Origin of the sequence: Chryseobacterium sp. PTM-20240506, assembly GCF_048296755.1 — a bacterium.
Lineage (GTDB): Bacteria > Bacteroidota > Bacteroidia > Flavobacteriales > Weeksellaceae > Chryseobacterium > Chryseobacterium proteolyticum.
The window spans coordinates 4,493,547-4,509,298 of sequence record NZ_CP182581.1; the positions used below are offsets into that span (position 1 = coordinate 4,493,547).

Annotated in this window: 9 protein-coding genes; 3 read left to right on the forward strand and 6 right to left on the reverse strand. The window is 35.2% G+C overall.

Annotated elements, in window-relative coordinates:
* Nucleotides 1–9 precede the first annotated feature (9 nt).
* The 6 genes from ACNFU2_RS20205 to ACNFU2_RS20230 form a co-directional block, all read right to left on the reverse strand.
* Nucleotides 10–1,332 carry a hypothetical protein gene (locus ACNFU2_RS20205; RefSeq protein ID WP_418122902.1) on the reverse strand — a complete coding sequence of 441 codons (1,323 nt, stop codon included), beginning with the start codon at nucleotides 1,330–1,332 and terminating at the stop codon, nucleotides 10–12.
* Nucleotides 1,333–1,479: 147 nt separating this feature from the next.
* A complete protein-coding gene (locus ACNFU2_RS20210; protein WP_418122904.1) occupies nucleotides 1,480–3,324 on the reverse strand; it encodes an ATP-binding protein in 1,845 nt (614 codons plus the stop codon).
* Nucleotides 3,325–3,326: 2 nt separating this feature from the next.
* Nucleotides 3,327–4,526, reverse strand: a complete 1,200-nt coding sequence (locus ACNFU2_RS20215) for an SIR2 family protein (protein ID WP_418122906.1) — start codon at nucleotides 4,524–4,526, stop codon at nucleotides 3,327–3,329.
* A 298-nt stretch (nucleotides 4,527–4,824) separates the two neighbouring features.
* On the reverse strand, nucleotides 4,825–5,847 hold the full coding sequence (locus ACNFU2_RS20220) for a restriction endonuclease subunit S (protein WP_418122908.1): 1,023 nt from the start codon (nucleotides 5,845–5,847) through the stop codon (nucleotides 4,825–4,827).
* A gap of 2 nt (nucleotides 5,848–5,849) precedes the next feature.
* On the reverse strand, nucleotides 5,850–7,709 hold the full coding sequence (locus ACNFU2_RS20225; RefSeq protein ID WP_418122909.1) for an HsdM family class I SAM-dependent methyltransferase: 1,860 nt from the start codon (nucleotides 7,707–7,709) through the stop codon (nucleotides 5,850–5,852).
* A 224-nt stretch (nucleotides 7,710–7,933) separates the two neighbouring features.
* On the reverse strand, nucleotides 7,934–8,224 hold the full coding sequence (locus ACNFU2_RS20230) for a hypothetical protein (RefSeq protein ID WP_418122911.1): 291 nt from the start codon (nucleotides 8,222–8,224) through the stop codon (nucleotides 7,934–7,936).
* 673 nt (nucleotides 8,225–8,897) lie between these two features.
* On the opposite strand from ACNFU2_RS20230, the gene ACNFU2_RS20235 reads away from it, so the two are divergent.
* Genes ACNFU2_RS20235 through ACNFU2_RS20245 form a run of 3 tightly spaced genes read left to right on the forward strand, consistent with a single transcriptional unit; the run spans nucleotide 8,898 to nucleotide 15,751 of the window.
* Nucleotides 8,898–11,888 (forward strand): SusC/RagA family TonB-linked outer membrane protein, encoded by a 2,991-nt coding sequence (locus ACNFU2_RS20235; protein WP_418122913.1) that lies wholly within the window; start codon nucleotides 8,898–8,900, stop codon nucleotides 11,886–11,888.
* 10 nt (nucleotides 11,889–11,898) lie between these two features.
* The gene (locus ACNFU2_RS20240; protein WP_418122915.1) at nucleotides 11,899–13,272 is read left to right on the forward strand and encodes a RagB/SusD family nutrient uptake outer membrane protein; all 1,374 of its coding nucleotides are present in this window, start codon (nucleotides 11,899–11,901) and stop codon (nucleotides 13,270–13,272) included.
* Nucleotides 13,259–15,751 carry an alpha/beta hydrolase family protein gene (locus ACNFU2_RS20245; protein WP_418122917.1) on the forward strand — a complete coding sequence of 831 codons (2,493 nt, stop codon included), beginning with the start codon at nucleotides 13,259–13,261 and terminating at the stop codon, nucleotides 15,749–15,751. Before ACNFU2_RS20240 ends, ACNFU2_RS20245 begins: the two co-directional genes overlap by 14 nt.
* Nucleotide 15,752 lies beyond the last annotated feature (1 nt).

The following is a 15,752-nucleotide window of genomic DNA, read 5'->3' on the forward strand; positions in this document are numbered from 1 at the left end:
CTAGAAATTTCAGTCCAGCATATCTATTTTATGAAAAAAGAAAGAATCCATATATTTCCAAATACCTCCGATCTGACCATACACCATATTTTCCCCTTGCTCATTCTGATAAAGCATGCGCAAAACTATTTCTTTTACATATTCTGTTTCATTAAATAAGACAATCACTTTTACTTTTACTTCTGCAATTGCTGGTGCCTGATGTTCGACGGATAATATTTCAAAAGATTTTAAGTTCTTTTTTTCAAAGACTTTTCGAATTCTTCCCGCTTCCTTACCTATATTAAATTCATTTGAAAATAAACAAATCTGTTTAGCCATCTGCCCATAGTTGTTTTTCTGCCAATTTATTAAAAAACGGACAGCATCTCTTTCCGGAGTATATTCTTCATAATCTGCTTCGTTTCCTTGAGCTGGAAAATCTTGGTTTACTATAGGTTTTCTATCTTTCCAGTAATCCATATGTTTATCCATATCTTTCATCTTCAATTTGTGTTGTTGATAGTTGGAAATGGTATCTTTTAGATCTGAAAAAGTTTCTTTTAAAGTAGGAGTGTTTTTTTCTTTAAGGGGACGTTCTTTATTTTTCTTTAGAGCTTTTGCCCAATCATTAATGGCAAATAATGTTAACCAAACTTTCCCTGCAACATATTTATTAGCATATGAAAGATCCCTTCCATGCAAAATACCATTACGGTAAGGAAAGAATATTTCTTCAGTGGTCGTGGCCTTTCTTGTTACATTTAATATATCTCTAAGTTTAGAGAGGCCTGAACTATGAGCAGCAATAGAATCCCAAGCGGTTAGATCAGTATTTTCCACGAAAAAACCTTTGCTTTTGCTAATGTCATTGACAGTACCATCAATAATCATTAATAGTAAGGGGACAGCAGAATAATATTTTTGAGCTTTTGTATCTTCAAATGCAGCTTTAATCATGACATTACGCAATCTAAATTCTGGAATACCGTAGGTTGAACTTATCATCCATTGCATCGCTTCAGATGTGTAATAATCGGCAAGCTTTTCCTCTGCTTCATTTATATTGCCTGCTTCTGCCAGAGCAATGCACTCCAAGATCAAATCATGATTTCCGGACTCATGTGCAATCCAACCGCGTTCGCTAAAATAATGGTTAAACTGATCAGGACTTTTTGAAATTTCTTCAAACTGCTTTTCAATCTCATCAAAGTTTTCAAAAGCATCCAAAATTCCTTTAGCTCTTGAACTAAAGGGAGCAAAGAATGATGCAATCTTTTTTACTGATTTTCCTCCCTTGAGATTATTTCTAAATTCTTCAAACGAAGAATTGTCTTCAATTCTGTCACTCATAAGATGTTATAAGGAATTATATTTAGTTTAAAAAAAAATTAACTTAAAAAATCTGAAAGACTATTTTTTAATTGTGAAGAGTAATTCTATTAGTTTATATAGGCAAATTAAATTTTATATGGAATAGTGAAATTTTTTGCTACCTGTTTAAATCCAATTTTCAATTAATCTAATTGTTTTATTATCTGGTTCGTTTGCTTTATCTATGGAAGAAATATCAACCATAATGGGTATTTGTAGGCATTGTCCAGCAATTATACAAGTGCCAGTCGGCAAAATAGGTAATGATTCAAAAGAAACTTTATCCAAATATGATACAGTCCTCTCAACGGCAATAATATCGTTATTATTAATTAATCGGTGTAAAATGAAATTATGCAGTTGTGAAATAATAGTTGCAGAAATATCCGAAGGCCTTTGACTGGCTATTGTCATGAAAACACCAAATTTTCGTCCTTCTTTTATTATTTCCTCAAACGTTTCTAATCTATAGTCTTTCCATGTTTCACTTTCTCTTTCGGAAATAAATGAAAGGATATTGTGAGCTTCATCAACTATTATATTTAATGATTTTTCTTTTTTTCCATTGTATTTCTTATGTTCGGAGTAAAGTTTTTGTGATACAAGTAAGGGAATCATTTTCTTTATATGTGTGTTAGTTTTATGTAAATTAATAACACAAAAAAAATTGTCATCCCAAAAGTCCTCTTCATCTAAATCATCTACAACTTTAATTACAGCATCAATATCTTTATGGAAACTTTTTAGTTTATTAATAACTGGAGAAATATGTTCATTTGCAGCTCTATTACTAAATATATCATGTATTAACTGTAAATAAAGGAAATGTATAATTCTCGAAATAAAGTCTTTGCTAAATTCATATTGATTTACTTGCTGGTAAAGTAAAGTTTCTTCTATTCTTTCTGGATGACTTCGCAAATATGTTCCATCAAACATAAACTCACTTAGTTTATTATTAAAATCAACATCGTTAACTAAATCAATTTCGATATTATCATCGTCATATAGTGGAGGTAAAATTTCTCTAAAATAATCAAGAAGTAGCTCGGCTTTAACTTTATCAGCCATTTTATATACATCTTTAACCCTTTTTCTGAGGATATTTTGAAAATATTCTAAAGCATCTTCTGAATGGAAAATTTTTTTATAAAACTCTAGTGTTCTTGCTACAAATGGTTTTTGCGTCTTTTCCGTCGCATTTGCAATTATACTGAACAGATCTTTATCAAGTAAATCGCTTTCATAAAAAATAAGTTTATCCTTCTTTCTTATAGTACGAGTACTTAGATTGTAAACTTTTTTTTCTTCAATTATACTATACTTTGATTCATATTCTCCGTTAAAATCAAATAAAAGAAATTTTGCATTTTTTTTAAACTTTTCCTCATGCTTAAATTTCATGAAAAGTTCATAGTATACTTTTGCCAAGGTATAGGATTTACCACTTCCAGTGTTTCCAAAAATACCAATATGGCTAGCAAAAAGTTCATTAATACCAATTTCCACATTTTGATTGGGCTCATGAGTTAGAGTTCCAATATTTAGTGGTAAATCAGTTTTTCCTACAAACTGGTGAACATCTTGAAATTCTTTTTTATCTAGCAGAAAACATTCGTTATTAATTAGAGGAAGCTCCTTAATACCCCTTTCAAAACCACGTTTTGTAAAGAAGCCTAAGAGTTTTACTATTAAAATACGCTTAATTTTCTGTTTTTCATTTGTATAATTTTTATCAGTAAAATTAGAATCCTCATATATATATTCACCATCAACTTTGCCGATGATACGATTAAATCCTTTTGTAATTTTAATATAGCTATTTACCGAAATATTTCTAATTATTTCACCATTGTACAATAAATGTGAACTATTCTTACTTTTGTCGACTTCAATTTTTATTGTTCTACCTTCAACTGAAACTACTTTGCCAACTCTGAAAATAGAATCTTTTTGTAAATCTTTTTCCATTTCTACAAACAATTAATATTATCCAGCATTGTTTTAAAGATGGTTTCATTGATGAGATTAAGATTAAAATTGTCAATCTCATTTAATAATTCCACATTATGAAAGTCTTTTAAATCAATATTATCCAATTTAAGATTATTAACTATATCAGTTGCAGCTTTGGTGTAAGAAGAAATAAAAACTTTTAGAGTAGGATTGGATCTTATGGCTCGGAAAGTAATATCTCGAATATGCTCGTCTGCCATTGAAAATCCGAAAATAAATAATACACTATTTTCTTTTTCTAATTCATTTGCATAAAGTCTCAACATTTCATAATATGATTTGTTGAATGTAGTATCCTTGAATTTTGCTTTTGTTGGATTTACAATTTGTAGCTTTTCATATGCCGTAACAAAATTCTTAGTATTTACAATTGTTTTTTTCTGTGCTTCTTTAACAATTTCTTTAAAGGGAATATTTTTTTTGTGTTTATTCCAGTAATCATTGTCTAGCTTAATTATATCTAAAAAATCGGTTTTATTGTACTCTTCTTCAATTGAATAAATTGTATCAATATTACTAAACATTAATTGATTTCCCTCAAGTTTCCATGTGATTGAACCATGTATTTTTAATAAATTATAGACTGGAATTTCTGCGATATTATCATACTGAAGACTTTTTTGATAGAATGATTTCTTAAAATTGCTTAGGCTAAATGTTCTTTTAAAAACTCCACTGAATCCGTCATTAAAATGTAGATTTAAATCTTCAATTACTTTTTCTAAAAAGATATCAATATTTGTTGTGAATAAGTTGGTTTGCTTATTTACTGTATTACTTCTTCTTTGATATATTATTTGATTAATTACTCTTAAAAAATCTTTGTAACCTTTATAAGTGTTCTGTAGTTTTTCAATGTCATTCTTTGGTGCTGAAACTAATTCATCTTTTATTGATGTGATATTATGTAAGACAATATTTTTCTGCATAGCTACTACAAAGTAACTTGCATATAAACTCGCTTTAATATAATTTCTTAAATCTGCTTTTAATGAAGTGTCATTTTCTAATTCAGTGAGCCAAATTTCAATATTTCCTAGCGTTCCAAAAAAAGGATTTGAAAGGCCAGAACCTATTAAAAAATTTACATTACAATCTTGGATTATATTTTGCCAAGTCTTTAGCTTTTCATTAAATGGATTTGGGGTAGCGCTCATTTTTTATGGTTATTAGTGTCAATCTGTATGTTTAAAGAACAGATTTTATCAAAATTAAAAAAAAAATCTTTCGTTATATTACGGTTTACCATACTTAATTAAAAGTCACACTGATTTTAATTAAGTCTTCTTGCTGATTTAGTGTTTATATTGATTTTAGACAATTTAAAAAACTCACATGAAAAACTCCAGAGCAAAATGCTTTGGAGCTTATAAAATTGTTATTAAGTAACTACTTCTTAAGAAAGTATACCTTTCTTATCTAATGGAAAGATATTTTACTCTACAGTTGATGAATTTAAATTGAAGAGCTGAAATTCAGACTCTTAATGTAGTTTTCCATAAATAACCAATCTGGATTACCATCTTTATTAATTGGTAATTTTATTATTGAATTAGGCATTCTAATTGGTCTCCATTTTCTACCATATCCCCATCTATATTTTTCTCTCCTAATTAATGTACACAAAAACATTGCAATATATTTATTAAGAGTAATAGATTTATCTTTTAAGTAGATTGGATTTACATCGTGTGAACAAGTAAATCTTTTTTCTTGAAAGAATGCCTCACCGACTGAACCATTATTACTAATGGTTATGCAATTTCCCTCAAATATTTTGCCGCTAAAATCTACATCAGTAATTTTCCCTATCTTGTTATATATTGCAACATCTGAAATTTTGATGTAGGAGGTTATTCCATTTGATTTTTCTGTAGCTCCAATAAACGGAATAGTATCTGGTGATTTTTCGGAAACAGGAGGTTTTTTGTTATAAAAACCTTTACATATTTCAAAAATATCATCGTAACGAAAAGATTTCCAATTTTCAGGTTTTAATTGTAAATCAACATTTTTTATTATTGGTTCCCTATTGGTATCAAACGATTCATTATGGTAGTTTGTTACCCAAGTCGGAACCTCGGTTAAATCAGGAACTAATAAACTTTTTAAAGTTCGATTTGCTTGTCGCCCCCAGCTATATTTATATCTGTTTTTAGTTATACATAAGCAATAATAAAGTAAAACTGATTGATCCATATTATACTTCGGTTTTAATCTAGCAATATGATAACCAGTATAGAATTCGCGATTTTGTATAAATGTAGACAATACTCCATTTCCACTTAAAGCACAAGTTAGTTCTCCAGCAGGTGCCGGTTGAATTTCTGGAATTTGTTTCACATAGGCTGCTATACCATTTTCACCAGATTTTCGTGAAACAAATGCAATACCTTCAGAAGGATTGCATTCTTCTAATTTATTTAATTCAAGTGAGTGCCCATACTGTATATCAAAAATTTTATTTAATGGTACCATTATTAAAGTTTATTTAACATTTTAAAGACTGAGTAGTCTTTTACTACTTTGGCAAATTCATCTTCAGTAATTTTTGAGTAATCAGTTTGAAGGTAAGCCTCTGCAACCCACTCATCATTTGATGTAACATATTCCATAACTGATTCGCCCGCTTTAACTTCTTTGTTCCTATACTGTTCAATCCAGTAGTCTCTAATGCCAGCCCACCTATTATTTAAATCAACTCTGCCTAAATGTTTAGTTTTTTCAAAACCGTCCTCTCTCCAGTATCCAAACCAAGTTTTTTTATTTGATGTTTTGTGTGGTATATGTGCTTCGAATACAACTATACAAGTAGGCGCACCAACAGGATAAAATAGTTCAATAGGCATAGTCATTACAGCCAGTAATGTATGTTTTTTTAAAAGTTCTTCTTTTGCAGAATGTGGTGATATTACTGTATTCATTGGAATTATAGCAACTCCAGTTGCACCTTTTTGCAAGAGATCCAACATGTGTTTTACAAAATATAACTCATGAAGTTCCACATCACTTTTAGCTTGTGAATAAGGAGGGTTTAATAAGCCTATTGTTGGTTTAGTCTTTTTTATTGCACTTGTTATTGCATTATCAAAGCAACTTCCTTGGTGTAGATTAGCTTTGCCATCACCGCGAAGAATCATATTACTTGCAGCAAGTGAAAACATTTTAGGTGAATTTTCAACTCCAATTAAACGATTTCTCTTAATGTCAATTCGTTCGTCATCAGTAACAGCTTGTTTCAACATTTGTTGCATGGCTGAAATTAAAAATCCACCTGTTCCGGCACATATATCTAGGACGACATCTGTTTTTTGAACATTTGCTATTAGAGAAAATAATTCAGCTATATGTTTTGGAGTTAAAACTATTCCTAGAGCTTTCTTATCTCCTGCTGTATATTTCAAAAATTCTCCATAAAATTGGCCTACTACGTCAAAATCGTGGTATATACTTATAAAAGGCCATACATTATCATTTATTCTATCAATTACCTCTTTAAAAACACCATCAGGATATTCTTTTTCAGTACGACTATCCGGTTTACCTAAATTTGGATGAACTGCAATAGTGGTATAGGGCTGAATCATTGTGTCCTTCTTCCCTTGTGGAATTTCAGCTTTATTTAACTCCTTTTTTATGGCATTGATCCAGGCTTCTTGAACGTCTTCAGCATTTAAATATTTATATGACTTTTGGAACGCATCATTCATTAAGGCAATTAAAGTACCACTAACTAAAAGAGGTTTATCTTCTTCAGATACTTTTGCTTTTGCCCAAATAAATTCATGCAATTCTCTTGAAAAAGAGATTAGATCCGAGTACCTTTTTTTTGAAACCTCTGGGTCAAAAGATGCTAATCTATAATAATCTTCAAATTTAAGTAGCATTTCAATTTCCAAGCCATGTTCATTAACTAAATTTCTATAGGAATCTTGCTCACTAGGAAATAGAAAAGTTGAAATCTTTAAATTATCCTTGCTATATCCGCTTATTGCTATTGCTAAAACTGTATATTTTTTTGATAAATGCTTTGCATAATGAATCACTCCATCAACTGCAAAACCAACTGGTTTATCGTAATTTTGACTTTCATGTTTCTTAATATCAGACTTACATTCAATAATAATAATGAAATTTGGATCCAATTTATTTGATATAATAAATTCAGGGTAACCAATATTTCCTTTAGAATTTTTACTAGCTTTTGACAATAAATTCTTAACTTTTATTATTTCTGACTTTTGCTCTTCTATTGTTATTCCATTATCAGGGTTGTAGTAATCTAAATCTCTAAGATTATCGCGGACGATATTTTCTGTTATTCTTTCATTCTTGGACATCTAATTCCTTTTAAATCTTCTGCAATTTACAATTTTCATTTTTAGGCAAAAAACACCTTTAAATACTACATATTACATTTTATGTATTAGGTATCATTTTAAGTAAATGATTTAGAAGTGTCTAGCAGAGTAATAAGTTTGATATAAATTTTTAAGATAGAAGTCTTAATATAGAAGTAATTAAGTTTTTTGTAAATTATGAAATTACAATTCTAGTTAGTATTTTATTTGAAATGCTTTTCTTGAAATTCTGTAATTTGTTCATTTGATATATTGCAGTATTGCTGACCAAAATCTGACATTGTAAATCCCATTGATTCGACAATAAGAGTTATTGTTACCATTGATGATCTTTTTTTACCACTAAAAGCATTTGTTACAGTTGCTTTTCTAATATCAGCATTAGAATTTATAGCAATTTTTTCATAACTATCAATGATGTCAAAATCATAGCTTTGAGAATGACTTTTATTGCGGCTAAGTAATAGCCGTAATGCAATAGCAGTCTTTATCATTATGATTTTTTCAACATCATTAAACATGAATGCAATTAAAAACTATTCAAATTTTTATTCGGTACGCTTTTGTTTACCAATTATATTTTTATTATATTTGTAAAATAAGTTACAATAAATGTAACTTTGCGATACTTCAAAGAATAATAGAAGCTATTGCTTAGAATCTTGTAATAGAAAACTGGTAATTTTAAGGAAACAAGAGGATAAGTATTAAGCTCACGACCTAGGCGTGGGCTCTCTTATCTGTTTCCAAGGTATACCAGTACCCCTATTACGGATAATGTAGAGTTCCCACGCCGTCTTTTTTCAATGCTGTTCGCTTTATTTCTACATAACAAATCTAAGCCCGCTTCCTAAACATAGTATCAGACTACACGATACAATAGGAATGTACAACCTATTGCGGCTTTAAAAAGCTTACACGGGAACACAGATTTCATTCATATTAAATTCTTTCCGGTGCCTTGCGGTTACTGATTACAGAACCTCACCAGTCCTTTTTCATACTAAAGGGCATCAGGAAAGTCTTTATCTAAAAAATGAATCAAAAAACTACTCAACTTAAAATCAGAAGAAAGAAAAAAGCCCCTTCCCATAGAGTTTGCAGACCAATGGGAAAGAGCGTAGTTCAGTAATTAATCTTTAGAAAATTAAAAACCTTTACAAATCTATGAAAAATTCCTATTACAATATAGGAGGCATTTTCTTTGGGCTCATGTTTACCGCTGTAAGCATTACTGTAAAAGCCCAGACACGCACTATTTCCGGTACCGTAACCTCATCAGGCAAACCTTTACAGGGAGTTGTAATCTCCACAGAAGGTAGTGATCAGGTAACGATGACCGGCAACAACGGAACCTATACATTACAGGTTTTAGCAGAAAATTCCATCCTATTGTTCAGACACCCTGATTATTCAGAGGAAAAATTCACACTCACTAATCAGAAAGTCGTTAATATCAGCTTAGAACAAAAAGTAAAGGGAATCGAAGAAGTCATTCTCAACGCTGGCTACTACAAGGTTAAAGACAAAGAAAGAACCGGTAGTATTGCTAAAGTTTCAGCAAAAGATATAGAAAACCAGCCTGTCACCAATGTGTTATCAACCGTACAGGGAAGAATGGCAGGAGTCAATATCACCCAGAATTCAGGAGTTCCGGGAGGCGGCTACAGTATCCAGATCCGGGGACGTAATAGCCTGAGAACCTACGCCAACAGTGAAATTGATGGCAGCCAACCCTTATATATAGTGGATGGGGTACCTGTAGGCAGTGGAATGACTGCTACTTACGGAGCCAATATTTTGTCAGATGCCAACCTGAATCCATTGAGTAATATCAGCCCCAATGATATTGAAAGCATTGAAGTTTTAAAAGATGCAGATGCTACTGCTATCTATGGTTCCAGAGGAGCCAATGGAGTGGTACTCGTGACCACTAAACGGGCCAAGAAAGGCTCTTTAGGGCTTTCCTTCAATACATCCTATGCTTTAAGCAGCAGCCTTTCCAATCTTACCATGATGAATACGAAGCAATATCTGGGAATGCGCAGACAGGCCTATGCGAATGATGGAATTTCAGTATATCCGGCTACTGCGTATGATATTAACGGTACATGGGATCAGAACCGTTATACCGATTGGTTCAGGACACTTCTCGGCAATACATCGGTAACTTCCAATGTCCAGCTGTCTTTATCGGGAGGCGGGGAGAGAACCTCTTTTCTGGTAAGTTACGGGCACAATGAGCAGACCACGGTCTTTGCCAAAGATTTCCGGTATAAAACCAATACCTTACTAGGCAACCTGTCACACCGCTCAGCAGACAACCGTCTTAACTTTACGATGTCAACACTCTTTTCAAAGCTGGAACATAATGTAATCAGTCTGGACAATACCGGCAGTGCTTTGTTTCTGGCTCCTAATGCTCCGGCTCTGTACGATTCACAGGGGAATATCAACTGGCAGAACAATACTTTTGATAATCCTTTGGCTGCCTATAACAGTACCTATTCCAACAACAATGTGCAGTTTATGAATAACTTCACGGCGGGTTACGAATTGTTGAAAAATGTACAGATCAGACTCAATGGAGGGATCAGTTATCAGACCTTTGATGAACTTTCCTTACAGCCCAGTACGATCTATAATCCGTCATTGGGTATAGGTCCTGCCAATTCCAGAGCGCTGCAGAGTAATAAAAGCAGGCTATCCTACACGTTGGAACCGCAATTGAACTGGACCTTCAAAAAAGGACGCCATCAGGGAGATGTCCTGGCAGGGGGCACCTATCAGGCTGATCTGAATACTCAGGGTGCCATACAGGGGTATGGTTTTACCAGCAATGCATTTATTGAAAATATTGCGGCGGCTACTACCAAACTGATCTCGGACCAGGTCAAAACGGAATATAAATATACAGCTGTCTTCGGAAGACTTAATTACCAGTTTGACCGCCGGTATATCATTAATATTACAGGGAGAAGAGACGGAAGCAGCCGTTTTGGAACCAACCGTAAGTTTGCGAATTTCGGTGCGGTGGGAGCGGCCTGGCTATTTTCCAATGAAAGCTTTATGAAAGAACTATCCTGGCTTTCCTTTGGAAAGCTGAGGGTAAGTTATGGTTCTTCAGGAACCGACAATATTGGGAACTACCAGTACAACGATACATTTATCACTTCTACTTTAGGGTATAATAATGTAACGGGACTGGTTCCTTCCAAACTGTTCAATCCTAATTTCAGTTGGGAAAAAACCATCAAATTGGAAGCTGCACTGGAAATGGGATTCTTCAGGGATAGACTTAATATTACAGCATCCCATTACCGCAACCGTTCTTCCAATCAGCTGGTAGGTTATCAGCTTCCTTCGGTAACTGGGTTTACTTCAGTGCTGGCCAATCTGGATGCTACCATTCAAAATACGGGTTGGGAATTTGAGATCGTGGGCCGTCCGCTTACCGGTGCTTTTAAATGGGGAACATCTGCCAATCTAAGCATTCCGAAGAATAAACTTCTGTCGTTTCCGGGACTGGAAGGCTCTACCTATGCCAACTCTTATGCAATTGGGCAGTCTGTGAATATTGTCAAATTGTACCATCTGGAAGGCGTCAACCCTCAGAGCGGTCAGTATATCTTTACGGATTACAATGGTGATGGTAAGATCAGTTCCCCTGATGACAGGCAGGTAATTAAAAATATAGGCGTTGAGTTTTTCGGAGGCTGGAGCAATAATTTCAGCTATAAAAATTGGTCGCTGTCACTGCTTGTCCAGTTTGTCAAACAGCAGAGCCGCAATTTTAATTATCAGATGTCATCCCCCGGACTGATGAGGAATCTTCCGGTAGAAGTCCTGAATGTCTGGTCACCCGACAATCCGAATGGATTGTATATGCCGTATCATGCTGCCGCATCACCATTGCACAGTTTATTTCAGATGAGTGATGCAACCGTGTCCGATGGGTCGTTTATCCGCCTGAAAAATATTCAGCTCAGTTACCGGATTCCTTTGCAGGGCAAACTCATCAAAGAAGCCAGGATTTATTTTCAGGGGCAGAACCTGTATACCTGGACCCGCTATTTCGGGCTGGACCCCGAGTTTTCATCTTTAGGATTCCTGCCACCTCTTAAAACCTATTCCTTTGGCATGCAGATTAACTTTTAAAACTATGACAATGAAACTTTATCAACAATTCTATATCATAACAGGATTTGTAGTATTATCTAGTATGAGTTCCTGTGAAAAACTAATCGAGGTAGAACTGCCTTCCAATCAGATTGCTTCCGATCAGGTATTTGTGGATGTGCAGACGGCGGATGCTGTTTTGGCAGGACTATATTCAGGACTACGTGATAGCTCTCCGTTTGCGGGGGATCAGTCCGGGAGATTATTAGGGCTTTATACTGATGATCTGGACTTTTATTCCACTACAGCCACCAATGGACTTCCTGAGATTGCCCACAACCTTCAGAACGATTCCAACGCAAGTATTTATACGGATTGGTCAACTTCTTATAAGCAGGTGTATGTCGCCAATGCCATACTGGAAGGTATTGAAAAGTCAAAGTCCATTTCCAAGGCAGACCGCAGCCGAATTAAAGGAGAGGCATTAATGGTCAGATCCATGCTGCTGTTATACCTTCAGCAGGTATATGGAGATATTCCTTATCCTACAACTACCGATTATCAGGTTAATCAGTCGATTTCAAAAATTGATAAGGCACAGGTGCTTATACAGCTCAGTGAAGATCTTAAAGAATCCATCAGCCTGCTTCAGGACAACTACAGAAATACGGAGAGGATTTATCCTAACCGTAAAATGGCGGAACTGCTATTGGCTAAAGTCTGTCTGCTAGAGGGAAAATGGTCAGAGGCAGAGCTTTTATGCAAAGGTATCATTCAAAGTCCGCTGTACCAGTTTCAGAATGACATTACCAAGGTCTTCATTAAATCGGGAAGCCATATCCTCTGGCAGCTAAAGCCTAAAAATTCGGGGGACGGGACCAAAGAGTCCGGAATTTATTATTTTACCAATTCAGCACCTTCGATGACCGCGCTCAGTTCAGGGTTTGTCAATACCTTTTCTTCTGCAGATCTAAGAAAGCAGTATTGGATGGCTCCGGTAGCTTTTAACGGAACAACCTGGTACAGGGCTGAGAAATACAAAAACAGGACAGCCAATACAACGGAATATTCAATCATTGCACGCCTGGAGGAGGTGTATCTTCTTTTAGCCGAGGCTTTGGTACAGCAAAATAAAATAGATGAAGCCCTTTCGTACCTCAATAAAACCAGACAGAGGGCAGGAATATTGCCGTTAGCCATGCCTTTATCAAAGGAAGTTGCACTCAACGAGATTGTCATGGAAAACCGCAGGGAGTTTTTTACAGAAATGGGACATCGTTTTTTCGATCTTAAAAGAACAGGGAAGCTCGATACAGCTTTACAGGCGAAGCCCAATTGGAAGCCTTATCATAAAGTATGGCCGATACCCCAGCAGGACATTTTATTGAACTCTAATTTAAAACCTCAGAATGAAGGCTATTAAGATTAAACCGTTTCTATGCGCCGTAATCACATTTATCTGGAGTAGCGGTTTGTTGGGGCAGTATAATATGGATTCCATCAAGGGGAGGTATGATAAATTCTACACCATTGCCAACCTTAAGTTTGATAATGAAAGCCAGTGGATTTCCTTTACTAAGATTTATAAAAAGAATACGGATACCACGGTCGTTGTAAAAGTCGGTCAACAGCAGGATCTTACGGATGCTTTTGTAGGTGTTTCTGAAAGCTGGTTTTTAAAAGGTAACCGTTTCTTATGGTTAGGAAATGATAAAGCGGAGCTTGTTGACCTTCGGTCCGGGAATAAGAAAGATTTTAAGGAAGCCGGTACCATAGAGGTTCTTCCTTCCCTTGGTTACTATGCTGTTTTGTATAAAAACCGTCTTCTGGAAGTATTTGACAGCAAAGACAAACTCGTTGCTTCCGTTAACGATGTGGCACAGCTGGTAGGCAATAAAAAGAACCAGCTGTACATTTTTGTGAAGAAGAACAATGTCTTATCTGTTTGGTCACTGCAGTCCAAAACATTTAAAAAGGTGTATACTTCTGAGCAGGGTATTAAAAAAGTCATGCTGACTCCCTCACAAAGATATTTGGCGGTTACAGAGCAGGAGAAGTCTTCTGGTGGATTGCAGTTTGTATTACTCGACACCAAATCACTGAAAATTTCAAGAGTTGGCAACGGCTCTATGAAAGCAGATTATATCGAAGTTCGTGAGATTAATAATGGAGCTGGTTTTTTTCTGGATTGTAATACCCGTCCAAAACCCTCTCCAGCTAACCAGCCGGAAATAAAATACGGTACCGATCAGGATCTTTGGCTCTATAGAATGGGAGAGCAGTACCACGAATACTGTGTGTATAATGTACAGTCAGAACAGTTGGAAAAGATCGATCGCAACGGGATGTTTATGGCCGCTATGGACCATGACAGGTATTTTCTAAGCTTTGACCGGAAAGAGAGGAATGCTTATGTCAGTTCGGTTTCCTGGTTTGACATTTATTTGTATGACCGTGTTGGTAAAACATCAAAAAAGATACTCACACAAACTTCAAATCTGGTAGTGAGCCGGGGAGGAGAGTTTATTATAGGCTTCAATGAAGAAAAAAAACGATGGATCCTGTATCATACGATGTCATCGAAAGAAAAAACTATTGGAAATGAAGAAATCCAAAGGCCTGTATTCAGCCAAGATAACCGATATGTTTTTTTTGAAAGCCGAAGCGGTCTTTACCGGTTTGATCTGCGTGCGGAAAACCTGGCACCCATAGCTGTCACAGAAAATAAAAAAGTAACCATTGTCAATGTCAAAGAAGAGGCTATCTATGGAACATTAGGTGCGGATTTTCGAATCCGTAGTGTTGACACAAATAATCCCATCATCTTTGAGCAGTATGATCCAAACAGCAATGAAACATCATACGCTCAGTGGTTCCAACGTACAATAAAGGTGCTGCTTCCGGCTACTAAAAACAGGGTTAGTGATTTCAAAATCAATACCCGGAGTCATACGGTTTTAAGTCTGGAAGAGAATTTCAACAGTCCTCAGGCAATTTATCAATATCACGGCGGTAAAAAGAAAAAAGTGTATCAAAGCAACAGGCATGATCAGGAGATCATTATGGCCAGGCAGGAAGTACTTTCATACAAGAATAGTTTAGGTGTTCCCATCAAAGGTGTATTGTACTATCCGCTTAACTTTGATGTCCGAAAGAAGTATCCACTGGTTCTGTCGATCTATGAAGTCCAGAATAAAAGTGCGTCGGTGTATCCTTACCCTTTTTTTTCAGGAATAGGGATTAACATCCGGTCATTAATTGATAATGGCTATTTTGTTTTTCTTCCCGATGTGGTTTTGGACAGTCGCGGACCTGGATTTTCCGCGTTGGATTGTGTGCATTCAGGACTGGATGCCCTGAAAGGAAATAACAATATTGACAGCAATAGGGTAGGACTCATGGGGCATTCATTTGGCGGGTTCAGCACCAGTTTCATAGCGACCCGTTCCCATCGTTTTGCGGCCTATATATCAGGAGCAGCAGTTACGGATCTGGTGAAATTTTATTTTTCCTTCAGTCAGGAAAGAAAGCTTCCCAATTATCCCCGCTTTGAAAACGGACAGTTTGATATGAAGGTGCCGTTTTCTCAGAACAAAATGCTTTACTATGATAACAGTCCTATTGCTAATATAGAGAAAATTAATAAGCCGATCATGCTCTGGACAGGGCTGAAAGATGGAAATGTCCCTTATACTCATACAGAAGAATTGTATACCGGTTTACTGCGAAATCAAAAAAAGGCGGTAGTACTGTATTACAAAGATCAGGATCATGATCTGGCAAAAAACAGTGCTGAGAGCATGGACCTGCATTTAAGAATCCTGGAGTGGTGGGATTACTTTCTGAAAGATAAAAAAGATATTCCCTGGATTGATAAAGAAATGAAAAAGGATGCCCTGTAAG

What these genes read in the sequence shown, in the direction of transcription:
- ACNFU2_RS20205 (WP_418122902.1), bottom strand. Translation starts at nt 1,332, where the DNA reads ATGAGTGACAGAATTGAAGACAATTCTTCGTTTGAAGAATTTAGAAAT.
- ACNFU2_RS20240 (WP_418122915.1), top strand. Translation starts at nt 11,899, where the DNA reads ATGAAACTTTATCAACAATTCTATATCATAACAGGATTTGTAGTATTA.
- ACNFU2_RS20210 (WP_418122904.1), bottom strand. Translation starts at nt 3,324, where the DNA reads ATGGAAAAAGATTTACAAAAAGATTCTATTTTCAGAGTTGGCAAAGTA.
- ACNFU2_RS20230 (WP_418122911.1), bottom strand. Translation starts at nt 8,224, where the DNA reads ATGATAAAGACTGCTATTGCATTACGGCTATTACTTAGCCGCAATAAA.
- ACNFU2_RS20245 (WP_418122917.1), top strand. Translation starts at nt 13,259, where the DNA reads ATGAAGGCTATTAAGATTAAACCGTTTCTATGCGCCGTAATCACATTT.
- ACNFU2_RS20215 (WP_418122906.1), bottom strand. Translation starts at nt 4,526, where the DNA reads ATGAGCGCTACCCCAAATCCATTTAATGAAAAGCTAAAGACTTGGCAA.
- ACNFU2_RS20220 (WP_418122908.1), bottom strand. Translation starts at nt 5,847, where the DNA reads ATGGTACCATTAAATAAAATTTTTGATATACAGTATGGGCACTCACTT.
- ACNFU2_RS20225 (WP_418122909.1), bottom strand. Translation starts at nt 7,709, where the DNA reads ATGTCCAAGAATGAAAGAATAACAGAAAATATCGTCCGCGATAATCTT.
- ACNFU2_RS20235 (WP_418122913.1), top strand. Translation starts at nt 8,898, where the DNA reads ATGAAAAATTCCTATTACAATATAGGAGGCATTTTCTTTGGGCTCATG.